This is a genomic window from Paenibacillus sp. USHLN196 (assembly GCF_037144955.1).
Taxonomy (GTDB): domain Bacteria; phylum Bacillota; class Bacilli; order Paenibacillales; family Paenibacillaceae; genus Paenibacillus; species Paenibacillus xylanexedens_C.
The window spans coordinates 1-25,381 of sequence record NZ_JBBCYH010000019.1 but is presented as its reverse complement, the minus strand read 5'-3'; the positions used below and the strand labels follow the sequence as shown (position 1 = coordinate 25,381).

Below are 25,381 nucleotides of genomic sequence, written 5' to 3'. Positions count from 1 at the left end.
GCAACGGACATCAGTACCTTGTCTGATTGATTTCTGTTATTTTTGTTATTTATAACGTTATTATTTATTAGCAATAGTCTAAAACGTTAGGATCAGAACGTCAATACAAAAAAAGACACCCGGAGGGTGTCTTCATGTCTCAGATAACCTCTAGGTTATCTGAGCTTTTTCTATTTTTTACGCCGAGCCTTCGTCATTCGATTAAACATGATCAGTGCAGCAATCAACATGGCAATCATGGCAATATTACTCGCTGCTTCTTGTGATAAGCCGAACAGAACTCCCAGGTTCGTCACTAGGCTTCTCACAATCAGCGCCACCACAACCAGCAGGATTGGACTCAAAAAATTATAATTTCTCATTCCTCGCAACACCCCTGACCCCATTGTTCAGAACTACGAATCTCATAACACTATCATAACAGCAGCTATTCTGTGTTACAACAAAGGACACCCGCGAACAGTGTCCTTTGTCATACCAACGTATTCTACTTTTGATGACAGAACAACCTTTCGATTGCTGTTATCACCTGATATTTCCGATTATCTTCTACACCTGCTTGAATTCGATCCAGTCAATCTGGAGGCCTGGTTTCGTGAAGTCCAGTTTCAATTCATACAGTCCAGCTTCAAGGTCTACTTTGACAAGCTTCTGTCTGATCCATTTGCCTTCCGTACCATTCGTTTGGATGGTAGTCACCAACTGGTCATTCAGGAGCAGGTTACATGCACTTTGAGCGAGTTCCGGCTCTGGGGACATGATCTGTACGATAATCCGGTAATGGCCTGCCTCGTCCACTTTCATGTAGACAGGTTCGGCTACCGCAGGTTTTACCTGTGCGTTCTCAACCAGCGCCTGAGCTTGTGCAACAGATAGGGTAGCATTCGCTTGGAACGAAGCGACGTTCTCCACGATCTCATGTTTTCTGCCGGACACCGGTGCATTCATGATGAACTTGCAGATGTTGATCGCCGAGCGTTGCAGCTCTCCACGAGTCAATGTTCCATTTTCCAAAGATTCAATCGTATTGTCGTCCCAGCCGTTGATCTCTGCGCCGTAGTTCGGTACAACCATGTAGAGATCATTCTGGGCACGGATCATCCAGTTGGTGTATTTGCGATCAGCCTCTCCGCCTTCGGTCACATCATTCATAATGGCCCACCAGTCCGTCATTACGATACCCTCAAAATTCCATTCTCCGCGCAAAATCGTGGTGTTCAAGTCGTAATTGGATGCCGCCCAGTGCCCGTTAACCGGGTTGTAGGAAGTCATGATGGAGTTCGCTCCGCCTTCTTTTACAGCGATTTCGAACCCTTTCAGGTAAATTTCACGCAGTGCACGCTCAGAGACAACGGCATCTACTTTGCTACGGTGTTTCTCCTGGTTGTTGCAGGCAAAGTGTTTCAGTGTGGCATTGGAGCCACCCTTCATAATACCTTTCGTACATGCTGCCGCAAATACACCCGAGATCAGTGGATCTTCGGAGAAATACTCAAAGTTCCGGCCATTGAGCGGGCTCCGGCGGATATTGAGTCCAGGTCCGAGCAGGGTATCCACCTGATTTCTCAGCAGTTCCTGTCCTTCCATTACATACAACTCTTCAACGAGATCTTTGTTCCATGTCGCAGCAAGCAACGTACCAATGGATACCTGTGTTGCCTTCTCGCCACTATCCATACGAATACCGGATGGGCCATCTGCCGTACATGCTACCGGAATACCGTAGTTGAACAGGCTGTCGCTGACACCACCGAATGCAGATGCCGTTCCTGAAGTAACGAGCGGGCTGCTCATGCCTTCGCCTCGGATAATTGCCGCCAGATCCTGATCACTTAGTTGAGCGATGAAGGCTTCCAGACTCACTTTTCCAGCCTTAACGTCACTCAGCTTGTAGCCCTGATTACCCGTCTGCTCCAGCGTTTTCGGGAGATTCTGCTCAATCCGGTTCGCCATGGAAACTTTACGCTTCGGCACTTCAGCATAAGTCAGTTCATATGATCCATCTTCCTTGCGCAGACCTGGCTTCATCCGTGTAAAGTCTTCGGTTGGTGCCATCGCTTCTTGCAGTTGCTCCACCAATTGAAGAGATTCGATAACATATCCATCCTGGCCATCGATGCTGATATGTTGCACTTGTTTCACGCTGGTTCCTACATGCAGTCGGTATGTGCCTTCTTCCAATACGTACGCGGAAGAAAGACCTGTAACACCCGCATCATCATACGATGCCATGGCATGAATCGGGAAGCTGATCGTCAGAAGTTCTGACTCGCCCGGCTGCAACAATCCTGTTTTGCCGAAAGCCACCAAAGCCTTCACCGGTTGTCCCAGTTTGCCTTGTGGTGCTTCATAATAGACCTGTACAACCTCTTTGCCCGCATATGTTGTACCTGAGTTGGTCACATTCACACGTACTTCGATGTAGGTTTCGCCGTCTTTGGACACTGACTTCGCTTCTTCATGCTGGGTCAAAAACGTCGTATAAGACAAGCCGTAACCGAATTCATATTGTACTCGCTCAGGTCGAAACGTTTCGAAATAACGATAACCTACATAGATATCTTCCTGATACAGGTTCTTGAACTCATTGCCATAGTTGCTGGTCGAAGGGTAATCTTCGATGGAATATGCAATCGTATCTGTTAGTTTACCACTCGGTGTAACGTCGCCTGCCAGCACATCAGCAATCGCATTGCCACCCTCCATACCGCCATGCCAGGAGTAAATTACGCCTTGGATCGGATGTAGATACGTTTCATTTAACCAGCTCATGTCGATGATATTCGAGACATTCAGCACAACAATTGTGTGTTCGAACTGCGAAGTGACTTGCTTCAACATCGCTTTCTCATCTTCTGTCAGTTGGTAACTTCCTGGCGCATCCGCATTATCCTGGTCTTCTCCTGCTGTACGTCCAATCACGATGATGGCTTTGCTGGATTTGCTTCTAGCCTGTACAACAAGTTCATCCGTCAAAGACATTTCTTTCTGATTCCATGGCTCTGCTGCCCATACTTTTCCGCCATCATCGAATGGATTTTCCTCAATCCACTTCTCATAGACAGCTGCAAGCTCTTCATTGACCGTTATATTCTTTTTGCTGCGAAGACCATCTAGCAGATTCGTTGTATAAGCCACATGAACACTACCGCCTGAACCTGTACCACTGCGATAATAATTGACTTGAATTCGACCAAAAACTGAAACGTTTTCGTTTTCGCGAAGCGGAAGCACTTGGCCTTCATTTCTGAGTAAAACGGCTCCTTCTGCGGCAACCGTACGACTAAACTCTGCAAACCCTTCCAATGGAACTCCGATTTGATGTGTGCTCAATGATTTCCCTCCTGATTGTCATCCCCATATCTACGAATCGCTATATATAAAATGAACTAACAAAACGTGCGCTCATTTGATATAAAAGATATTCTATGATCTGGTAGATTCACTTGTACATAGTCTCATATTAACAGATTCTATAGAAGAAATTAAATTAGATTTGTGCTTTATTTATATTATTAAAAAATGTCCAGAATTAGCGGCATAATAAAAAGCCACGGACGCCTGTTGTCCGTGACTTTTCTTGATTTTAGATCACTATATCAAGTTGTAAGTTTCGCATAAACCAGGAAGAATAACATCTCTTCGCCCATGATGACATAACCCGGAACCCGATAGATCAGATCAACAAGGACAAATGCCACCAGCAGCCCTACCATCACCGCCAGATGACGTGGCCGGAGTCGTAGATGTGCGTGTCTGTAACGATGGAACACAAGTGATGTCGAGAGAAAGTACAGTAGCGCCGATCCAAATACAAACCCCAGCATGAACACATAGTTTAACTGATTCTGGTACAACAGCTGAATAGACGCGGCAATCATACTCATGGAGATGTAGATGAACAGATGGCCGTATATGATCGCTTGCCCGGCAGTCTGAATCTCTTTGCTTACCTTTTTCTCCACGTTGTCAAAGTATTGCCACCATATCGCAATGACAAATATGGACGTAAAGGCAGCAAACAAGATGGATTTCATATCCCAATGATCAGCTTGCAGCACTGCGATAATACTAACTACCGATTCACCCAGCAGGATAAGTGTAAAGAGCGCAAAACGTTCCAACAAGTGATGGGTCTGAACTGGTACTTTCACCAGATTTTTGCGTCCGATCAGCGGAAGTACGATATCCACGGCAATCCCTGCATACAAAATCACGTAGCGTAACCAGGAATCGAAGAACAGTGAACCTGATGAAATCAATATGCCAATGAGGAAACAGATGCCCAAGTAACGAGCGGCTTGCTGTTGATGCTCGCTTTTCGACTTGTGAGCCGTCAGATACTGAATGGCCGTAAACGCCCGTGAACCGATATATCCTATGAAGAAGGACAGGTAGTATTGGTCAAAATGAGTAGAAAGGCTCGCCGTCATGACCATAACGGACAGAAGCTGAAGGATGAGGAATATTCGATGGATCAGGATGTCTTGACCATAGCGGTTAATGAACAAGGTCTGACCGACCCATGCCCACCAAACAGGGATAAAAATAAGCACAAACTTCATTAAATATTCAAACGTAATTACTCCATGTTCGGCATGTAACAAGACATGACCCGCTTTGGCGACCGCTGCTACAAAGAGCAGATCGTAAAACAGCTCCAGCCAGGTAACCTTTTTCTCCATCATCCTTCGTTGCTCCTTTGGTTTTTCTCATAATACAACGCCTGTTGCTAACTCAGTTACCTTCCCGCTACCTGGTGACGCGCCCAGAGGAAAAACTCTGAGCGCCATCTACCTTACTTCATTGTACTGTAGCAGGTACGAGCGTTCTGACTTCGATCGGTTGCAGATTGTCCTCAATTTGAGGACGGTATTTCTCGAACCACTCAGGCAACATCAATTTTTGTCCAAGCGAATCAGCAGGTTCATCTTTGGCAAAACCCGGAGGATCTGTAGCAATTTCGAACAGAATGCCGCCAGCTTCTCTGAAGTAGATTGCGTTAAAGTACTGACGATCCCGCACTGGAGTCGGTTGGTACCCGTAATCACGTACAGCTTCGCTCCACTGTGCATGCTCCTCATCGTCTTTGGCGCGCCATGCAATATGGTGCACGGTTCCTGCTCCACCCATACCCAGAGCCATACGGGTCACTGGAACATCTACGACATTACCGATATCCCCACTGGACCGGAAACGAGCATACTCTTCATTTTCACTCACTCTGACGAATCCCATGATTTTCTCAAGAGCATCCATCGTTCTTTGCGGGTTAACACTGAACAGGACAGCACCGCCGAAGCCTTTGATTGCTTTATCTGTTGGAATCCCTTCGTGCGCCCAAGTGCTGGCTGCTCCCTCTTCCCGTTCAACAAGCTCAAGCCGCAGACCTTCGCTATCTTCGAATTGAAGCAGCTCTTCATTGAAGCGACTTGTTTTGGTTACCTCAATGTTATACTGTTCCAGCCGGTTCTGCCAGAAGCCAATCGACCCAGGAGGAATGACATAGGATGTGATGCCGACCTGACCTCCGCCAATTTTGCCCCGTGGTGATCCAGCCGATGGGAAGAAGGTAATGATGGTACCTGGGCTTCCGTGTTCATCGCCAAAATACAGATGATATACATCAGGTGCATCGAAGTTGATTGTTTTTTTCACGAGACGAAGTCCCAGAACTCCGGCATAAAAATCAACGTTGGCCTGTGGATCTCCTGCGAAAGCTGTAATATGGTGAATACCTGCTGTTTGAATAGTCATGATTAATTCCTCCTTGGTTTGGTAAGCATGTTTTGAATTGAGTAGGTGTTATAGATATTTGAGTTAGTTAAATGAGTCAGTTAATTGATTTATAGTAAGTTTGTATTATCTTTAAATTAAGATATATGATCTAGCGAATTATATTCTAGTTTTTATTTTGATTGGCCTGTTCTTGTTTCAATTTATCAGGAGTCACGTCATCGCCGTTTGGATCATAGATGGTTGCATTCAGCAGAATGTCGTTGACCGAACCGCGAAAAGTTTGCAGATATTCCTGGCGAAGACGAACCTGTTCCTCTTTCTCCATCTCCGTCAATCCGCCCTCTTTGGCTTTTCTTGATAGTTCATTTATTCTGGTCAATGTTGGGATCATCATCTTGATCTCTCCTCGTGTAATGGATTAAAGATATTTGTTTTTGGTTGTTATTTATATTTAAATTAAATATCTTAAGTTAAAGATAAATGATTTATGATCGGTTGTCAACACTTTTATACAAACTAAAATAATTGAACCCGTTCCTCTGCTCTACGCCATTTTGCTTTAACTATGAATCCAAAAGCAAAAAAGGGCTAGCTCCGCAGTAATTCACTTACTACGAAACTCGCCCTTCATGTATTGATTTAATTAGCCCAGCTTTTGACCACAATTCGGACAGAAGTTGGCTCCTTCATTTTTGGCTCCACAGTTCGGGCAGAAGTTTGGCTTCTTGTTGCCTTCTGTAGATGAAGAGTTACCTGAATCACCGTTGCTATTTCCCGCTGGTTTCTGGTCGTTATTTTGATTCTGAGACGAATTGGAATTGTTGTTCTGGTTTTGGCCTTGGTTCTGGTTCATGTTTTTCATCATTTCATTGGCCATGTTCATCCCCATCATCATGCCCGCCATATCCGAAGCTGCGCCGCCGCCTTGTACTTTACCGGATGAGATGCCGTCTGTCATGCTGACCTGTTGATACTTTTGCAGATTACCAATCATCTCATGCGAAGCGGTCTTTGTAATCATATCCTGAATCTCTTTTGGATAATTGAAGCTCATCACCTGGAAACCGGTAATCCCAATGCCGATATCCATCATCTGCATATCCAGATCTTCCTGAATCCCTTTGGCAATATCCGATGCATTGGCCTGCAGGTTGAACATATCCTTCCCTTCACGGCTAATCCACTTCATTAGAAGCTGATCCAGCACGGAAGTGATTCGGATTTTGACATCCTCGACCAGATAACTCTGCTTGATGCCTGCAATCTTATCGATCAGGGTCACATAGTCACTTACTTTAAAATTAAATGTGCCGTTCGCCCGAATCGGCATACCGCCTGGCAGTTGTGGTGTCGGAATCAATACAGGGCTTTGCGTGCCCCAGCGTACGGTGAACTCTTTTGTATTTACAAACAAGACTTCGACCCGCATGCCGCTGTTGAATCCGAATTTGAATCCTTTTAATGTAGAAAGAAACGGAATGATCTCGGAATCGATATTAAATGATCCTTCGTCCTCGAAAATGCCTTCCACTTTACCGTTATTCAGGAAAATGGCGTCCTGACCCGAACGGATGATCAGTTTACTCCCCTTCTTGATCTCCCGGTTGCTCCACTTCCAAAATATCATGTCATCTCTGAACTCTTCCCATTCCACCACATTCGAAAACTGATTTCTGAAAAATCCCATACTAATTCCCATCCCTTCTAATTAAAAAATCCGCATACTCAGTAGTGACTAGAACGAACCTCTACTTCCACTGTGTGAATGACCGCCTCGGGAGGTACCCCCGCCTCCTCCTCCACCACCGTTGTTATTGTTCTTCTCGATCTTGCGCTTGGTTACGGTTGTGCGGATATAACGATCCTGACGATCAATTACACTGGAATTGCTTGAATCCTCATACGTTGCACGATTGACCGTGACACGTCCCCCGGAACGATAGGTCATCATACCAACAACAATACCGCCAAGAACCACAGACACTCCCAACTGAAACCAACCGTTAAACAAAATATTGTTTGGATTCACACCGGGTTCATACCCCATATATTTGTAAGAGAGCTCAATATATTTCTCAAATGCGAGTTTATAATCCCCACTGGACAATTCAGAGGTAATTCGGGTACGGATAGCATCAAGCCGCTGATCGCTCAGATATTCTTTTGCCTTGTAAAATCCAGCCAGATACACTTCACGATTATTCATATCCATCGTCAATATGACTGCATTACCAAATTTCTTATCGTAACCTAATCCCTGCTCATCATAAAAATCTTCTGTTAAGAGCAGAACATCCTGATTCTCAACATTATTTGTTGTCAAAATTACAAAGTCCGTCTGCCGTTCCGCGCCATACTGATTCGCAAGTAGATTCAATTCACCTATCTCCTGCTCACTCAGCAGGTTGGCCTCATCGTAGATGAGATTTTTGTTCTCCGCTGCGGATGCCGATGACATGGGAATCAACGGAGCGACAAGGGTGATCATAAGTATAATGAGCGCAGCCATCACGGCCAGAGGGGTTCTTTTTCTCATAAGAATCCACCTCCCATCATCCAGGAAACCAGCTTCAGTGACAGCAACGAGACCGCAGAGACTCCTGCGAACCATCCGGCCACTTTGGCTTTGCTGATCGGTGGTTTCCCGACCACTTTCCCTGTCTGACCATTCATGGCAAAGGTATACTGTGCCCGATTGAAGTCATAGTTGACCATCCACACCGGGAGCAGCACATAATCCGCATTTTTGAGTGTGGTATCAATCTGTTTGTCCGTGTAGCTCACACTGCTATAACCGGATACGGTTGAAGCAATATAAGAGTCGATGTACGATCTCGTTTTATCCTTGGCCCGTGGGAAAAGTTCCTCGTCCGTATAACTATATTTTTCCGCAATGTACCCCGCCAGATACGGTGTCTTGAACAATTTCAACTGATTATATGGAAAAGGCTCGAGCTTATCCATCAGTTCATCCTTCATTTTCTCCGATGCATCGATGGGCAGGTTCACGTAATTCAGCCGAATCCGGCGGTATATATCGAAATGCTGTGTTTCCGTGTAATGGTAATCGCCCTGGGTGTAGGATCTGACCTTGGTGCCACGACCATGCACTTCGATTTTGTTATGTAACTCGTACAACCAGAACGGCACGTACATGCCGGTAATGCTCTGAATCCGATCGGCGGACATGAAGCCACTTGGTGTTAATAGGCCATTTCTGCACCACTTTTTGAAAGCCTGCTTGGCTTGATCCTTGTTGATCGAAAAGGGAATCACCATCGCGGGGGCCAGATTGCCCGTCAGCCGATCACTGAGTACAACCGCTGCACCGCAGAAACTGCAGGTCGTCGCACTGATCTCCGGTTCTGTCACAATGTCAGCTCCGCAGCTGTTACAGTGGTATTCTTTGACCTCATTTTCGGTGAATACTTGTCTCTTCAAGGGATCGGGGATCTGCTCTATGTTGTCTTGGCGGCCGCAGCTGGGACAGGATAATGCACCTGACACACTGTCAAAGATCATACCACTGCCGCAGTTTGGACATTTATATTCAATAACCGGCATCTGCTCACCTCAATGTTAACGAAATGGTGTAACGTACTACTTATTCTTCAGCTTTTCCTGAATCGCTGCGAGTTCTTCCTCCGCACTTGACGACGCATTCTCATTATTACCCGCATCTGCGTTCATGTCCCTCTCCAACTGGGCAATTAATTCGTCCAAATCATCTTCCTGTGCCCCAGCACGAAGTTCTGCCAAAGCCTCTACTTCGTTCAGCGCCTGATTCGCATTGTCTTCCATGGCCTTCAATGCAGCATCAGCTCTGCCCGTAGATGCATTCCGTTCATTAGTCTGTTGCTGTGCCTTCGCATCTGCCATGCGACCTTTCAGTTCTGCATGCCGCGCTTCCAATTGCCCCAGATCTGCAACCAATTTATCATTCATATGCTTCATCATCTTGGCTTTGGCGGAAGCACGTTCATAGGCAGCCTGTAATTCGTTCAATTTGTCAGCCAGCTTCACTTTCTTCTCCAGAAAACCGCGCGCCTTGTCTTCGTCTCCCGACTCCGCCGATTTTTCCGCATACCGCTGTAACTTCTTGACCTCGGCGTTACACTCATCCAATGCTCGCTTCGCCCGGCTCTCATCCGACAACACCGCCGTTGTCTCAGCCTTCACCTGACCCAGATCACTGCTCAGGCTTCGCATATATTCATTCACACTCTTCTCCGGGTCTTTTGCCCGCGACAACATGTGGTTCACATTCGCCTTCATCACGTCTCTAAACCTCGATAAGATTCCCATTACTTGTTCCTCCTCCGAAAATTCATATGTATACTATAATACATGAATACGCCCACATACGTTTCACATTTCACGATGGCAAGTGGAGCCTCTCCTTTCCAAAGTCGGTTAATGATGGAGTAATAAAAGAAAAGACGAACACCTATAGTGTCGCCTTATGATCCAAAAATTTTCTCGTAATTATCAGTATCATTCTTCCTCAATCACAGTTCGTTAATGAATTGCATACTTTCATCTGCGATCCGATCTGGATCCGTATTATGTATGTAATGACCGCCATCTAAAATCTGATATTGTCCCATCTTCACAGACTCGATATACCTTATTAGGTACGTTTTCCAATTCTCAACGGGTAACTCTTCTCCATTAGATATGAAAAAATACATCGGCACATCCGGAATTCCCTGTGTAGCAACTTTTGCTGCATTCTGTTTAATCATGTTGACTTCATCATTCATATTCGATGTCTGCGTATTCTTGTAGAATAGCGCCCGGTAAAGTTCCTCTTCCTGAGGAGACAGGTGATTCTCCTTAATCGCAGCGGATGAATCCACAATCCCGGGGAAAAAGCGTGTAATCCCCATTCGTGCTCCCAAACCTGTCAGACTCATCATGCCTCCTGAGGGCAAAGGATATGCTTCATATACCTCTGGAATAGCAGGGTCCAATCCAATAATCGCCTTAACTTCGGTTGGATACCGTTGTGCCCAATATAATGCTTCAACACCTGACATGGAATGCGGAAACAACACATACGGTGGATTCTGACCTGCTAAAGTCAGCGCTGTTCTGGTTTCTTCCAATATCGTATCGATATCGCGGGATACCTCGGCCGTTTCACTGAAGCCATACCCTGCCTTCTCAACTACAGCAATTTTGTATTGTTCAGACAATCTGGAGTAAAGTGCCTTGAAATCCAATACAGGAGCGGATGTACCCCCACCTGACAGAAAGACCAGTGTCTGTGACCCAGAACCTTCTGTATAGATATGCATTTGGTGATTATTCACGTTAACCATTGCACCTGGCGGCGACAGAATACTCAACTCACTCTTGAGCTTAATCGTATGATTCGTGAAACTAATTACAATGAACAATAGAATGACACCCAATATTGCCAAGGCACCATACCCCAATCTCTTTAACACAATTCTCATTGGTTCCCCTCCAACATGATGTACACTCTTATTTATTTTACCATGTACATTAGAAGTTATATGAGATTTAATCCTTTTCTCATACTCCACAAATCCCTACCTAACTATGGTTCCATCGGAAGGCTCTCCACCGCTGTGAAAAACACATCCAATAGCTCAACGTTGTACACTGTACGGACGTATTCGGTTATTAACGCCACATCCTCTTCCCTCTGATACTCCAGACATGGACGGCCCTCACTCCAGAGCACCCTGCACGGGAACTTCCCGACAATATCCTTAATTATGTGATCCGGCTCAGCCACTTTATGAATATCTCCCATATGCAATCTCCTCACTTCTCCGCACTTAACATGCAATTATCCATTAATTTTGAAATAGATAGCGGTTCGGTTCAGTGCACTTCATCACATTCAACTCGAAGAGTTATGGTGACATACCACGTAGACATTGTGCAGAAATGACCGTAATGCTTCCCCCAAAGGTGCCATTCCTCCGCAAGTTGGCTATAATAAGGGGATCAATGATTTCTATAAAAGGCAGGAAAATTATGCGTACACGAGTTCACTTTATCGCTCCCTACGAATCGATGATTCCTATCATACAAGAGTGCATTCCTCGCTTTCCCCAGTTAGCCATTCAGACGGACGTGGGTGATTTGGCAAACGGTGTGGAATTAGCAACTCAAGCTGAGAAAAACGGTGCAGAGATTATCATCAGCCGCGGCGGAACGGCTCAATTGATTAAGAAAGCAGTGACTATTCCCGTCATTGATGTGCAGTTATCGGGCTATGATATGATTCGTTCACTTACACTGGCGAGCCAGTTTAACGGCCAAACGGCTATCGTTGGCTTCTCCAACATCACCTCTGGTGCACAATCCATTATTGATCTGATGGATCTGCCCCTCAAGGTCTATACCATACATAGCTCGGAAGATGTAGCTCGATTACTCCTGGAGTTGAAAGCTTCCGGGTACCGTCAGATTGTCGGAGATGTAATCACCGTCAATACCGCGAAGACCTATGGTCTGGAGGGATTGTTGATCCAATCCGGTCAGGAATCCATCCTTAGAGCGATGGAGGATGCACAGCTGGTCTACCGTTATTTGAGCAAAAATCATGCGATATCGATCATCCTGAATGACCTGGTTACACAGGAACATCCGAATTTGCTTATTTTAAATGAACGGAATGAAGTGGTGTTCGAGAACCTGACCGATTTTGAGAAAAATCCACTGACCGATAATCACATATATCTGACCAACACCAGCCTGGAATTCCATCAATCCCAGATCCAAAATGTGTTCATGGTAGACGATTACCAGCTCACGGTTAACGCCTATGAAACAACTCTGAACAACAAGAGCTACAAGGTATATATGCTGGAAAAAGGACAACCCTATGCCTTTGCACAATTCGGCATAACAACTTTTACGGATGCATCGATGGAGCCCATTGTTGCTGATTCCCCTGCCATGCAGGCGGTATTGAAGAACATTCGGGCACTCTACGAGAATCATGAACCGATCTATCTGCGGGGTGAAGCGGATTCCGGTAAATCTTTTCTGGTCAAACACATTCATCAAATGTACTCCGGTGGCGGACTGCTGTTACAGATCGATCTCACGCAAGTTCCGCCCGGTCATTTGCACAAGATACCACTCGCCAAGGTTCGAAATGTAGAGATTAATCATATGGAAGCACGTATGGAAGATTCGGAGTTGCTCTCCTTTATCCAAAACTGCCTTCAAAGCCAGATCGGGGTGTTTATACTCGGGGAGCAGGCATTGAACCCACAGTGGTCACTTGATCTGGAGCTTAATACAATCATGATGCCAAATCTTGCGGATAGACCGGAGGATCTGGCCCCACTGATGCAGCACTTCCTTACAGATTACTACCAGAAATACGGAACTACTGCGGTGAGGATAAAAGAAGATGCACTACAGCTGATCCGGGATCAGATCACGAATATGAACGTCAACCAGTTGAAACACCTGATCAAGCAGGCTGCACTCAATGAACAGGATTATGTCATCACCACGGCTACCTTGTCCCGCTTGCTGGATCAGCAACCTTCTTCAAGCCCAATGAAGTTGAACGGTACGCTGAAGGAGATTGAGAAAGAAGTTATTCAGTTCGTGCTTCAGGAGGAAAATAACAATCAATCGAAGGCAGCAGAGCGTCTGGGGATTAACCGGGCCACATTATGGCGTAAACTTAAAGATTAACTTTAAGTTTGCGTCTTTTTTATCGCTTCTATGTGTTGCATTTTTAAACAGTTAACCTAGTATTTAAAATTTACAATAATTTATTGTTGCTATATTAAACGATATGGGATAATATAATCCCTGCAAGCGCTTCATAAAAACGATTACTTCATAAGGAGCTACTACTATGAACATTAAAGCAACTTTAGATCGCATCCCTGGCGGTATGATGGTCGTTCCCCTGTTACTTGGTGCAACCATCAATACATTCTTCCCGAATGCCCTGCGCATCGGTGGATTCACGGAAGCTCTCTTCGTTAACAGTTCCAGTACGTTGATCGCGCTGTTCCTGTTGATTGCGGGTACACAGATTACGTTTAAAACAGCGGGCTCATCCGTCGGCAAGGGCGTTACCTTGCTGGTCGTCAAGTGGGCGATCGGTGCAGCACTCGGTCTCGTTGCCATTCTATTTGCTGACTCAAGTGGATTATTCCTGGGTCTTGCCCCACTGGCCATTATTGCCGCAATGACCAACTCGAACGGCGGTTTGTACATTGCACTCGCTGGTCAATACGGCAAAGAAGATGACAAAGCAGCCTATCCGTTCCTCGCACTCAGCGATGGTCCATTCCTAACCATGGTAGCGCTCTCCATCTTCGGTGCGATGGGCTTTGCCAACGGCATGTTCTCTCCTATGGCATTCGTTGCTGTATTGCTTCCGCTCATCGTTGGTGTCATTATTGGTAATCTGGACCGCAATCTGGCGGAGTGGCTGCACAAAGGCAGCGACAAACTTGTTCCGTTCTTCGCCTTCTCACTGGGTATGGGAATCAACTTCTCGTCGATCATCCAAGGTGGACTTGGTGGAATCATGCTTGGCGTTCTGACTGTTCTTCTCACAGGTGGAATTGGATATCTGTTGTTTAAAGCTATTGGCTGGAATCCCATCGTTGGTGCTTCCGAAGGTTCAACAGCCGGGAATGCCGTAGGTACACCTGCTGCCATCGTGGCTGCTAATGCTTCATTTGGCCCGATTGCCGAAATTGCAACCGTACAGATTGCCGCGAGTGTTGTTACTACGGCCATCCTGTTACCGATCTTCATCGGGTTCCTCTCCAAACGACTGGAGAAATCAGGTGGAGTCGAGAAATACAATCAACGACCAACCACATAAATGGTCTTCACCTGAACTAATGTGCTTAATCTGTGCTTAATGGATGATCTGAACGGACTTTTTATTAAATTGTACTTACAAGGAGGGATGACTGCATGAAATTAGCCATTATTGCAGATGATTTGACCGGTGCCAATGACAGCGGGGTGCAGCTTGCCCGCCATGGCTTAAAGACCAGTGTTCTTTTTAATATGGATGAGGAGCCTCTTACACGTTACGACGCCGTCGTCTTTGATACAGATAGTCGTTCCATATCCTCGCAAGAAGCGTATGAACGTGTATACCGTGCAGCTGAATTGCTGACGAACAATGGATTTGAGACGATTTTCAAAAAGATGGATTCAACTATGCGTGGAAATATTGGCATCGAGATTGATGCCCTGTATGATGTCGTCAAACCTGATTTTATGATGATCGCTCCGGGTTATCCAAAGAATAACAGGACGATATTGGAAGGAATTCATTACCTGAACGGCGTTCCTCTGGCAGATACTGAAATTGCCCATGATCCGAAGACACCTGTAACGATTTCCTACCTTCCAGACTTGTTGAAACAACAGACCAAGTACGAAGTTGGCGAGATCACCGTCGCCGATCTGGAAGCCGGGCAGAATCATATTCGCACCAAGCTAGAGCAGTTGAAAACAAATAACATCCCGTATGTAATGGTGGACTCCACCGAAGAAAGACATCTGGAACTGATTCTCCAGATGACTCGCGAGTTGGATTATACCTTTACTTGGGCAGGTTCGGCGGGCATTGCCAATTACCTCCCCGCGCATTACGAGTTGGAATCCAGGGCTGCGTCGCTTGATATCCCGGAGAATTCCGGTCCAATCCTAACGGTGGTCGGCAGCGTGAACAAAAACTCCCGCGAGCAGCTGCATCGATTGATGCGCAATTCCCGCGTGGCTTCAGTCTCCTTCCATTCCTTCAAAGCGGTATCCGCAACCGCAGACCGCGCGGAAGAGATGGAACGTGTCTATAACGAGGTCCGAGACAAAGCGCTGGAAGGACAAGATGTTGTCCTCTACTCCACCGCTGAACAGGTGGATATCGAACTGGCACGAGCAACGGGCGAAATTCGCGGTCTCAATCACACAGAAGTCAGCAACGAGATTGTACTTGCGATGGGTGAGATCTGTGCCAGACTGCTGGAAGAGGGACTTTTCAAAGGGGTATCCATGACTGGTGGCGATACGGCAAAACAAATCTGTCTGAAATGGAATATTAGCGGCTTCGAGCTGCTGGATGAGCTTGAAATCGGTGTACCGATCTCCAAGTTTATCGGGATTGATGATCTGCATGTGATTACCAAAGCAGGCGGATTCGGCAAACCCGATGTCTTTATCCATGCAATTCAAAAATTAAAAGGGGGTATTCTCGTATGAAACCTACAATTGGAATTACGATGGGCGACGCAGCAGGTATTGGACCGGAGATTATTATGAAAGCACTGGGTCATCAAGAAATGTACGATCAGTGCAATCCACTCGTTATCGGTGATGCGAAGATTCTGGAGCGCGTGTTGCCGGTTATCGGTTCAAATCTGAACGTTAACGCTATTCAAGAGCCTTCCGAAGCCAAGTATGAATTCGGTACTGTGGATGTGATTGATCTGAATCTCGTTCCTGTCGATCTGGAATACGGTAAAGTATCTGCCGTGGCTGGAGATGCAGCATTCCAGTTTCTCGCCAAAGCCATTGATCTTGCCAAACAGCAGCAGATTCACTCCATCTGCACGGCGCCTTTGAACAAAGAAGCTTTGCATCAAGGAGGGCACCTGTATCCGGGACACACCGAGATTCTGGCTGACCTGACGGATACACAGGACTTCTCAATGATGCTGACAACGCCTAATTTGAGAGTCATTCACCTGACAACACACATGGGTCTAATCGATGCCATTGCAAGTATTAACCCGGAACGAACCTACACCGTCGTGAAGCTTGCTCATGATACGTTGAAAAAAGCAGGATTTGAGAATCCGCGCGTAGCCGTATGCGGAATCAATCCTCATGCCGGGGAGAACGGCTTGTTCGGTAATGGAGAAGAAGAAGAGAAGCTTCAGCCCGGCATTGAACGTGCACAGCAGGAAGGCATTAACGTCGTTGGTCCACTCCCGGCGGACACACTCTTCTTCCGCGCTGGTCGCGGCGACTTCGATATCGTTGTAGCCTGCTACCACGACCAAGGCCACGCACCGATCAAGGTGATGGGCATCGAGGAAGGTGTAAACATCACCGTTGGCCTGAAAGGCGGTATCATCCGTACGTCTGTCGACCACGGTACAGCCTTCGATATCGCTGGCAAAAATATCGCCGATGATAAAAGCATGCTGGCTGCCATCCGCTCTGCTATTGAGCTGGCGCCGAAGGATCACGTTTAAGAGTAGCCTTCATACGGGTACATGAGTGAGTCTGGTCAGGAACTATCTCTAGGTAGATGTATCTTTATATAGAAGGAAAATGGCAATCCCTTTGTAACTTAGAGGGTTTGCCTTTTTTATTAGTCCTCTATACATCTTTGCTGTCGCGATTTATGCAACACATCTCCACTGACATCCCCAGATGATCTCTGTCTTCAATCAGCGCTCAGGACTACCCAAAGATATCAGTTCACGCTCGCTCTGTGAATGTCTGCTACGGCGATATGCGCTCGGTGACATGCCATTCAGTTTATTGAAAATGCGATTGAATTGAGAGAAGCTGGCGAAGCCACACTGTGCTGCAATTTCGGTGATTTTTTGGTTAGAATTCAGGAGCATTTGTTGAGCGTTACGTATTCGGGTCATCTGAATATACTCGGTAAACGTAAAACCTGTGACTTTGTTAAACTGACGGGATAGATGATGAGCACTCACGAAAAACCGTTTGGAGATTTCTTCGAGTGACAGTTCATTCTGATAATGACTGTGAATATACGATGCAATGGCATACATCCGCTGCGACATAGACGAGCCTGTCTCTTCACGAACATAGCTATTCTCAGCCGAGTATCGATGGATCGCACACAGAAACTCAACAAACTTGCTATGGATCGCGACTGAATGAAGTGCCGAGGTATCCTGTGATAGAGCATAGATTTCATTTAAAGGATTTAATATCGCCTGGCGCCGTTCTTCTGTAAATCGGAATATCGGGATGGGTTTATCAAAGATCGAGAACAGCTCTGTGTAACCGCTCTCAAGACCAGGTGTATTACGTGGCATGGCAAAGGTGATCATCAATCGTTTGGGCGGAGCACCCTTCGGATATTGCGTTTTATGCAGCAAAGAAGGCCGCAATAGAACGATATCCAGAGGCTGGATCTCATATAAACTGCCTTCAATGATATGAGCAGCTGTGCGATCCAAAAGGATACAGATCTCATAGAAATCATGGAAATGCTGAAATTCCATATTCAGTTCATGGGAGCGCTCGTCATAATCCAGATGATAAAAAAGCGAATCTCCAGGCTGGTTCACATGGATCGCATATCCCTGCTCGTATGCCAGAACCGATGGTGTCATGAACATGCCCCCTATCCTGATTCTAATGATTTTATTTTAGCATGAAATGCAATAAAAAGACGTTATTTTCAGCATACAATACGTAGTTTCGCCCATTTCTCTTTTGTTATGATAGAGTTGATATGTTAGCGCTTGCAGTATTATCGCTCCAACAACAACTACAGCCTGTACTTACTATAAACCAAGGTGGGAAACCAACATGAAAATGAATTCCTTGTATACTCGAATCCATACCATTGTTAAACACTTGGAACGTGCACGTCTAACCTCAAAGACATATATCCCTGAGCTTTATCATAAAGAAAGTGGTTACCACTCCTGGGAACTGGTGCATGAGGACCCTTCCTCCTGGAATGTATTCCGTAAGGGTGATGGCTGGGGTGGCAAAGATGTACACAGCTGCTTCAAAACTCGCATTCGCATCCCGGATCAGATGGAAGGAAAAAAGGTCGTGTGTGCCATCGTCACCGGTGCTGACGATATCTGGAATTACGATAATCCGCAATTTCTGGCATTCCTTAATGGGGAATTGATCTGCGGTCTGGATGTGAACCATACGGAGATTGACTTGACTCCATCCGCGGTGAAGGGCGAAGAGTTTGAACTGGCATTATATGCATATTGCAGTACGTCTGCCGCGGATGTTTTTCTAAATGTATATATCGCCGAGCATCATCAGCAAGTCTCCGATTTGTATTATGATCTCAAGGCTGCGCTAGATGCTGCGGATCTGCTGCGTGAGGATGATCTGGAGCGGCTGAAGGTAGTCGAACATCTGAATAAAGCCGTGAATCTGCTGGATTTGCGCCAGGAAAACAGTACAGAATTCCATGCGTCGGTGCTGGAAGCGCGCCGATATCTACAAGATCATGTCTATGGTGATATCCGCCCTGCCGGTGATCACATCCCTACCGTGCACTGTATCGGACACACGCATATCGATGTGGCATGGCTGTGGACGCTGGATCAGACTCGCGAGAAGGTCATTCGCAGCTTCGCGAGTGTATTGTATCTAATGGACAAGTTTCCAGAATACACGTTCATGTCTTCTCAGCCCCAGCTGTATGCGTACCTGAAAGCAGACTATCCATCCCTATATGAGAAAATCAAGGAAAAGGTGGCTGAAGGCCGCTGGGAAGCGGAAGGTTCCATGTGGCTGGAAGCCGATTGTAACCTGATCTCGGGTGAATCCATGATCCGTCAGATTATCTACGGGAAACGTTTCTTCAAGGAAGAGTTTGGTGTGGAGAACCGTGTGCTCTGGTTGCCGGATGTATTTGGTTATAGTGCAGCGATGCCGCAGATTATGCGCAAGAGCGGCATTGATTATTTTATGACAACCAAAATTGCCTGGAATGATACCAACCAGATTCCAAACGACACGATGTACTGGCGAGGAATCGACGGATCAGAGGTCCTCACCCATTTCATCACAGCAACAGACTATGACAAACATCCTGATTTCAGGCAGCGCCGCTTCGAAACGACCTATAATGGACGGTTTAATGCTTCGCAAGTAAAAGGCACGTGGCAGCGATACCAGAACAAAAACATCAATGCAGATGTCCTGCAATGTTTCGGATTCGGGGATGGCGGCGGCGGACCAACCGAAGAGATGCTGGAGCATGGCAGACGACTCGATGTCGGATTGCCAGGTGTACCCGCGGTGAAACGTACCTTTGTACGCGAGTTTTTCGAGAAGCTGGAGCAAAATCTGGCGGATGTTCCTTCCGTTCCCCGCTGGTCGGGTGAGCTGTATCTGGAGTATCACCGGGGTACCTACACGTCCATGGCGCGTAACAAACGGTACAACCGTCATAGTGAATTTGCACTGGCCGATGCCGAGCTGTATGCCATGATTCATCGTCAGGCGAATGCACAGGCGGCCTATCCAACCGATGCACTGGAGCATGCATGGAAGCTGACGATGCTGAACCAGTTCCATGATATTCTCCCGGGCAGCTCCATTGAGCAGGTATATGTGGATTCCAAGGAGCAATATGAAGAAGTCCTGCGTGTCACGGATGAGCTGAAAGACAGTGCGCTGAACGGCATTGCAAGCCGAATTACGTCTGATGGTGAAGCCATTGTAGTATTCAACACGACCGGATTTGTACGGACGGATGTGGTTGAACTGCCTGCTTTTGCGAGAAAAGTAACCGTCTATGATGGAGATCGTTCGGTACCGAGCCAGCGTGCGCTGGATGGTGGATTGGTATTCCTCGCTGAAAATGTACCGGCTTCGGGATATAAAACCTTCCGGATCACGGCTGATCTGGCCGCCGAACAAGGCGCTGGCGTATCGGTTGCACAGTGGCAAGCAGACCAGGAGCATATTCAAACCCCATGCTACGATATCCACCTGAATGAAAGTGCCGAGTTCATATCCGTATGGGACAAGCTGGAGGGCCGTGAGCTGCTTCAGCCTGGCGAGCGCGGTAACGTGCTGCAAGTATTCGAGGATCGACCTGCGGAATACGAGGCGTGGAACATTGACGATTATTACGAACAGCATATGTGGGAGATTAATGACCTCCAGTCCCTGGAGTGGATTGAAAGTGGGCCGGTGCGTTCCGTGCTGCAAGTGAAGCGACAGTTCCTGGAATCTGTTATTGAGCAGACAATCATCTTCTATGCGCATACGCGCCGGATCGATTTCCGTACATTTGTAGATTGGAAGCAGGAGCACCTGTTATTGAAAGCCGCCTTCCCGCTGGATATCTGGAGTGAGAAAGCGGTCTATGAAATCCAGTACGGCAACGTGGAGCGTGCTACCCACCGTAATACTAGCTGGGATCAGGCACGGTTTGAAGTGTGTGGACAGAAGTGGGCCGATCTGGCGGAGAACGGGTACGGCGCTGCTCTGTTGAACGACTGCAAGTACGGATATGATATTCATAACTCTGTCATGCGATTGTCGTTGATCAAAAGTGCCACGTATCCCAATGAGAACGCCGATAAGGAGCAGCATGTGTTCACGTACTCCCTCTATCCGCACAAAGGAGATTTCCGTGAGGGACGTGTCATTCAAGCTGCTTATGATATCAATCGCCCTTTGGTTGCCCGTGAAATCGCATCGCAAACCGGTACTTTGCCTGGAGTGTGGTCACTCGCATCGGTCGACCAGGAGAATGTCGTGTTGGAGGTTATCAAAAAAGCCGAGAACAACGATGATATGATCATCCGGATGTACGAAGCACATGGTCGCCGCAGTCGGGCTTCACTTCAGCTGCCTGAGGGATCAGGTGCCACAGCATATGCTTGTGATCTATTAGAGAATAACGAAGCGGATTGCATCGTGGAGAATGGCCGAATTTCTTTTGATATCAAACCGTACGAGATACTAACCTTCCGGATTCCGAAGGGTTAGCAAGAGTTACTTTCGGCTATGTAGCCGTAACCACTCAATACGGGTGCTTCTTGTCATTGCTGACAGGGGCACTCTTTTCTTTTGTACTCCCCCTCTGTTCCTATGCATACAAAAACACCCCCGGAATACATCGGTAGAGCCAGCAGGCTTACCAATATTTATTCACAGGGGTTTCTGATCACTGATTAGTAGGTTATACAGCAACCCACTTAGACAGCGGATACCATCCTTAAAATTCTTCGTACTCGCTTGGGTCCTGATCCCACAATCGTCCATCTGGACGGCTAAATGAAGAGACAACTTCCATCTCCTGTGCAGTTAGCTCAAAATCGAAAATATCGATATTCTCTTGCTGATGCTGAAGCGAACCTGCCTTCGGAATTGGAATAGAACCTAGCTGGATATGCCAGCGTAAGATAATTTGAGTAGGCGTTTTCCCATGGATTTCCGCGATGCGGAGGATTTTTTCGTCTTTGACGATATCCTGCACAGCATCATTGCCACGTCCGATTGGACTCCAGGACTCGTTCACAATGCCATGCTTTGCATCTTGTTCTCGCTGATCGGCTTGGTCAAAGAACGGATGCAGCTCAATCTGATTTAGACTCGGTGCTACCCCCGTCTCCTTAATCAGGCGTTCGTTGTGCTCGGGCAGGAAATTGCTCACTCCGATGGAACGGATATATCCGCGTTTTTTCGCTTCAATTAGAGCCTGCCATGCCTCCACGTACATATCCTTTTTGGGATTGGGCCAGTGGATCAGGTAGAGGTCGTAATAATCCAAGTCCGCTCTGTAAAGGGATTCCTGGATCGCCACGAGTGCTTTATCATGAGCGTGATAGCGTCCCGGCAGCTTCGAGGAAATCAGCAGTTCTTCTCTGGCGATGGAGCTTTGCTTGATGGCTTTGCCCACTGTTGCTTCATTCTCATAGTTGTAAGCCGTATCAATCAGCCGATAACCCGCATCCATTGCGGATGTGATCGATTTGACACCTTCTTCTCCTTTTAAACTATAGGTACCGAACCCAATTGCAGGTACTTTCAAGCCATCGTTCAATGTATATTCCGGAATTTGATGATTCATGTAAGAACTCTCCTTTGCGAAATATGATCTTCTTCCCTTATCTGGAGAAAAATTTACTCTCTCGAATTATCTTAACCCCTTGTATATGCTTGAATCAAATCGCCCAACTATTGCTGAGCTCCTTTAAAATGTAAAAAAAGACGCCTGTCACAAAGGACCTGCGTCTTACGGAATAATGCCTTACATCACACACGATATATCTTACATTAGAAATTGGTTGCAATAATTTTGGCTGATGTACTCTCGTCGATGAAATCCATAACCGAAATGCCAAAACGGCCTTTGGTATTAGTCGTAAAGAATGTGTTTACTTTCGGATTTATATCGTCTTTTATGGAGCGAATATTCGGGATACCGAACCAACCTGGGTCATAACCACTTGTGTAGTTGATGTACAGCCAAGAAGAGTTTTGGGCTTTGGCTTCGTTGTACATGTTTTGAATATCCGACCATTTCTTGTTCTTATCTGATACTTTAAAATAATCTTGAATCTTCATACTTGCTGCATTCTGAATGTTAAAGGTGGTGTTCTCTTGCCATGCAGTAGCATTAATACCATACGGGGATTGGCTCATATCAAATCTTCTCAGCAATACGATCTTGCCTCTTGATTCCCCAAGGGTAGGGACGTGGTCGGTTAACAACCATTTATCAGGATTTTTGGCGACATAGGATTTGAATGTTTCCTCATACGTGCGCGTATTATTTGCAGGTGTATGCTCTTCTTTCACACTCATAATAATGGTTTCGGAGGGATTATTGTTCAGAAAGCCGATGACTGCATTTAATACATCATCAAAATTTTGATTCTGATAGATAGCCCCGTGATGAATGGTGAATGCATCCCCGTAATGTCTGGTGCGAACATCAAGGAACCGGACACCCACATTCAATTGCTGGGCAATGGTTAGATCCTGTGTCTTTGCCGTTCCATTGATCGGTTCATACAAGGCACCGGAGTCATGCGTTCCTGGGATCGAGAGAGAAGAAAGCGGGGTGTTAGCAGGGATTGACCCCATCCAATTGGAATTGCTGTAAGCGGAAGAAACACCAGTCAACGTCCATGAAAAGAGAGTTACGAATGCAAGAGCAAGGCTTATTCTCTTGAACAATGTAAATACCACCTTTGCTTGTTTTGGTTTTGTCCTGATCATTAAGCGGCGCCAGCTTGATGATCACATCACCTGTAAAAGGCGACGTTAATTCCGTATGGATGTCTAGATGTCTATACTTCAACTCTACTTCGCTATTGTTCGTATGTTATTACGTCCAGGTAAAATTGAAATTAACTGCACCACGAATTTTAGAAAATGGGTTTAAACGTAAAAACGGCCACCAATTATGGTGACCGTCACGTATCTCAATTCCATGGTAGCATCCTCGGAAAAGAGGTATGCTCTTTCTTTTCATGAAGTAACATCAATGGGAACCTAAGACTGCAAATCTTCGATTGAGTTCACATCTTCCATATAGGAAGGAACAGCCAATCCAGATTTTACATTACCCATATTAGCGCCCAGATCATCCAGTCTGTCACCATATTGCTCCCAATAATCTGAATGGGTCACTGGCAGCCATGCAGCTACAATTGCATCCACATCGCCGTTGGCAACGCCGAGCCACATCGGTCCGATCTCCACTTGCAGAGCCTCTGCCCGGTATCCCAACTTCTCATTAAGCACATAGCGGACGACATTAGTACTGGCAAGTTCCGAATCCCAAGCTACATAACTCAAGGTGAACGGATCTCCATTGACGGGTTTCAGTCCTTCAGTCCACTCCTGAACTTTATCTTCATGTCCATCTACCCACTTGGCCGAAGCGGCCTCCGGTTCCATTCCGTTCTGTATGTCTACCATCACTTCACCCATATCTTCCGACGTCCAGTTAAAACGATCCAGGAATTCATAGGCAACCGGGTGGTCCTTCTGAAGTCCAAGGCGCGCAACCGAATGAATCTCTTCCGGTTCCCCATACGTCATCTTCGGATCATCCAGATACTTCAGGTCATAAGTATTAAACATCCAGTGCGGAGACCAAGCAACAAAGACAATTGGTTCTTTATTTTTATAAGATCGATCCAACTGTGCTGTCATACCTGCTGCTGAACTTTCCATTAACGCCCAATCTGACAACTCATAATCTTCCATTGCCTGAGCTGTCAGTCTCATTAGACCCGCACCTGGGTCTGTTCCTGTAATTTTATAATTAACCTGCTCTCCGACACTCGAGGTGTCTCCACCTGTAGCAGCATTGGAAGAACATGCACATAGCGTGAATACCGCAGCTAAACTTGTAACCATCATCCATTTTTTCATTGCCTTCATTATAAGTGTCTTCCCCTCTGTAATTCTCGTGTTGTTAGATACTAGCGTTACATTCTGCAGAAATGTAGGCATTCATAGACATAATACGACAGTCGCCCAACCAACTCCGTTATGATAACAAATAATGAAACCGATCTCAAACAACAAAAAGCGTTTGTTGCGTACATACAGAAAAAACTGTATATACTGTACTTGTTTTTAAGCAGAGATACGCTTGTATACTTCCAGATGCTATACATCTACCTTCAATGTAAAGTACTGAAAAGATTTTTTTATTTTTTTATATTTTATGTTCAAAAAGGGGTGAACTCTTAAATCTCATACTGACCCTTCCGAAGTAGTTTGTGTCATTTTAAAACAGAAAACACAAAAAAGGCCACCTAGTGGACCTGTGAAGTGCTCCCTGTCAAGTAGACAGACTAAAAAAACAAAATCATTAGTATTCAATATCCCCTCGGTTATATTGAGGGGATTATTTTCTTAATTAAACTGCTCGTCGATA

At 46.1% G+C, this 25,381-nt stretch carries 20 protein-coding genes; 5 read left to right on the top strand and 15 right to left on the bottom strand.

Annotated elements, in window-relative coordinates:
* Nucleotides 1-170: 170 nt before the first annotated feature.
* The 11 genes from WFI24_RS30095 to WFI24_RS30045 form a co-directional block, all read right to left on the bottom strand.
* Nucleotides 171-362, bottom strand: a complete 192-nt coding sequence (locus WFI24_RS30095) for a hypothetical protein (protein ID WP_145326365.1) — start codon at nt 360-362, stop codon at nt 171-173.
* A gap of 187 nt (nt 363-549) precedes the next feature.
* Nucleotides 550-3,333: a glycoside hydrolase family 3 C-terminal domain-containing protein gene (locus tag WFI24_RS30090; RefSeq protein WP_336765541.1), complete on the bottom strand. Its 2,784-nt coding sequence runs from the start codon at nt 3,331-3,333 to the stop codon at nt 550-552.
* Nucleotides 3,334-3,599: 266 nt separating this feature from the next.
* Entirely contained in the window at nt 3,600-4,688 is a 1,089-nt protein-coding gene (locus WFI24_RS30085) for a low temperature requirement protein A (protein ID WP_145326367.1), read from the bottom strand.
* Nucleotides 4,689-4,803: 115 nt separating this feature from the next.
* The gene (locus tag WFI24_RS30080) at nt 4,804-5,757 is read right to left on the bottom strand and encodes a ring-cleaving dioxygenase (protein ID WP_336765540.1); all 954 of its coding nucleotides are present in this window, start codon (nt 5,755-5,757) and stop codon (nt 4,804-4,806) included.
* Nucleotides 5,758-5,902: 145 nt separating this feature from the next.
* Nucleotides 5,903-6,130 carry a DUF896 domain-containing protein gene (locus WFI24_RS30075; protein ID WP_074096683.1) on the bottom strand — a complete coding sequence of 76 codons (228 nt, stop codon included), beginning with the start codon at nt 6,128-6,130 and terminating at the stop codon, nt 5,903-5,905.
* 252 nt (nt 6,131-6,382) lie between these two features.
* Nucleotides 6,383-7,426 carry an SPFH domain-containing protein gene (locus tag WFI24_RS30070; RefSeq protein ID WP_036674710.1) on the bottom strand — a complete coding sequence of 348 codons (1,044 nt, stop codon included), beginning with the start codon at nt 7,424-7,426 and terminating at the stop codon, nt 6,383-6,385.
* A gap of 48 nt (nt 7,427-7,474) precedes the next feature.
* Nucleotides 7,475-8,275, bottom strand: a complete 801-nt coding sequence (locus WFI24_RS30065; protein ID WP_336765539.1) for a TPM domain-containing protein — start codon at nt 8,273-8,275, stop codon at nt 7,475-7,477.
* The gene (locus WFI24_RS30060; RefSeq protein ID WP_336765538.1) at nt 8,272-9,303 is read right to left on the bottom strand and encodes a TFIIB-type zinc ribbon-containing protein; all 1,032 of its coding nucleotides are present in this window, start codon (nt 9,301-9,303) and stop codon (nt 8,272-8,274) included. Before WFI24_RS30060 ends, WFI24_RS30065 begins: the two co-directional genes overlap by 4 nt.
* Nucleotides 9,304-9,339: 36 nt before the next feature.
* Nucleotides 9,340-10,044 carry a PspA/IM30 family protein gene (locus tag WFI24_RS30055; RefSeq protein ID WP_336765537.1) on the bottom strand — a complete coding sequence of 235 codons (705 nt, stop codon included), beginning with the start codon at nt 10,042-10,044 and terminating at the stop codon, nt 9,340-9,342.
* A 203-nt stretch (nt 10,045-10,247) separates the two neighbouring features.
* Nucleotides 10,248-11,201, bottom strand: coding sequence for an alpha/beta hydrolase (locus WFI24_RS30050; RefSeq protein WP_336765536.1), 954 nt, complete (start codon nt 11,199-11,201; stop codon nt 10,248-10,250).
* A 104-nt stretch (nt 11,202-11,305) separates the two neighbouring features.
* Complete coding sequence (locus WFI24_RS30045) at nt 11,306-11,524, bottom strand: hypothetical protein (protein ID WP_336765535.1); 219 nt, start codon at nt 11,522-11,524, stop codon at nt 11,306-11,308.
* Between the two features lie 227 nt (nt 11,525-11,751).
* Between WFI24_RS30045 and WFI24_RS30040 the strand changes: the two genes are divergently transcribed.
* From WFI24_RS30040 to pdxA, 4 genes are all read left to right on the top strand, one after another.
* Complete coding sequence (locus WFI24_RS30040; protein ID WP_336765534.1) at nt 11,752-13,434, top strand: PrpR N-terminal domain-containing protein; 1,683 nt, start codon at nt 11,752-11,754, stop codon at nt 13,432-13,434.
* Nucleotides 13,435-13,600: 166 nt separating this feature from the next.
* Complete coding sequence (locus WFI24_RS30035; protein ID WP_062837727.1) at nt 13,601-14,587, top strand: 2-keto-3-deoxygluconate permease; 987 nt, start codon at nt 13,601-13,603, stop codon at nt 14,585-14,587.
* Between the two features lie 95 nt (nt 14,588-14,682).
* Nucleotides 14,683-15,978: a four-carbon acid sugar kinase family protein gene (locus tag WFI24_RS30030; protein ID WP_336765533.1), complete on the top strand. Its 1,296-nt coding sequence runs from the start codon at nt 14,683-14,685 to the stop codon at nt 15,976-15,978.
* Nucleotides 15,975-16,976, top strand: coding sequence for a 4-hydroxythreonine-4-phosphate dehydrogenase PdxA (gene pdxA / locus WFI24_RS30025; RefSeq protein WP_336765532.1), 1,002 nt, complete (start codon nt 15,975-15,977; stop codon nt 16,974-16,976). Before WFI24_RS30030 ends, pdxA begins: the two co-directional genes overlap by 4 nt.
* A gap of 198 nt (nt 16,977-17,174) precedes the next feature.
* Here the strand turns inward: pdxA and WFI24_RS30020 are convergent, their stop codons facing one another.
* Nucleotides 17,175-18,098 (bottom strand): AraC family transcriptional regulator, encoded by a 924-nt coding sequence (locus WFI24_RS30020; RefSeq protein WP_336765531.1) that lies wholly within the window; start codon nt 18,096-18,098, stop codon nt 17,175-17,177.
* Nucleotides 18,099-18,297: 199 nt separating this feature from the next.
* On the opposite strand from WFI24_RS30020, the gene WFI24_RS30015 reads away from it, so the two are divergent.
* Nucleotides 18,298-21,468, top strand: coding sequence for an alpha-mannosidase (locus tag WFI24_RS30015; protein ID WP_336765530.1), 3,171 nt, complete (start codon nt 18,298-18,300; stop codon nt 21,466-21,468).
* Nucleotides 21,469-21,697: 229 nt separating this feature from the next.
* Here WFI24_RS30015 and WFI24_RS30010 read toward each other — a convergent pair whose 3' ends face one another.
* From WFI24_RS30010 to WFI24_RS30000, 3 genes are all read right to left on the bottom strand, one after another.
* Nucleotides 21,698-22,552 (bottom strand): aldo/keto reductase, encoded by an 855-nt coding sequence (locus tag WFI24_RS30010; protein ID WP_336765529.1) that lies wholly within the window; start codon nt 22,550-22,552, stop codon nt 21,698-21,700.
* Between the two features lie 206 nt (nt 22,553-22,758).
* Nucleotides 22,759-23,664, bottom strand: a complete 906-nt coding sequence (locus tag WFI24_RS30005; protein ID WP_336765528.1) for a phosphatidylinositol-specific phospholipase C — start codon at nt 23,662-23,664, stop codon at nt 22,759-22,761.
* A gap of 318 nt (nt 23,665-23,982) precedes the next feature.
* Nucleotides 23,983-24,879: a glycine betaine ABC transporter substrate-binding protein gene (locus WFI24_RS30000; RefSeq protein WP_336765527.1), complete on the bottom strand. Its 897-nt coding sequence runs from the start codon at nt 24,877-24,879 to the stop codon at nt 23,983-23,985.
* Between the last annotated feature and the right edge of the window lie 502 nt (nt 24,880-25,381).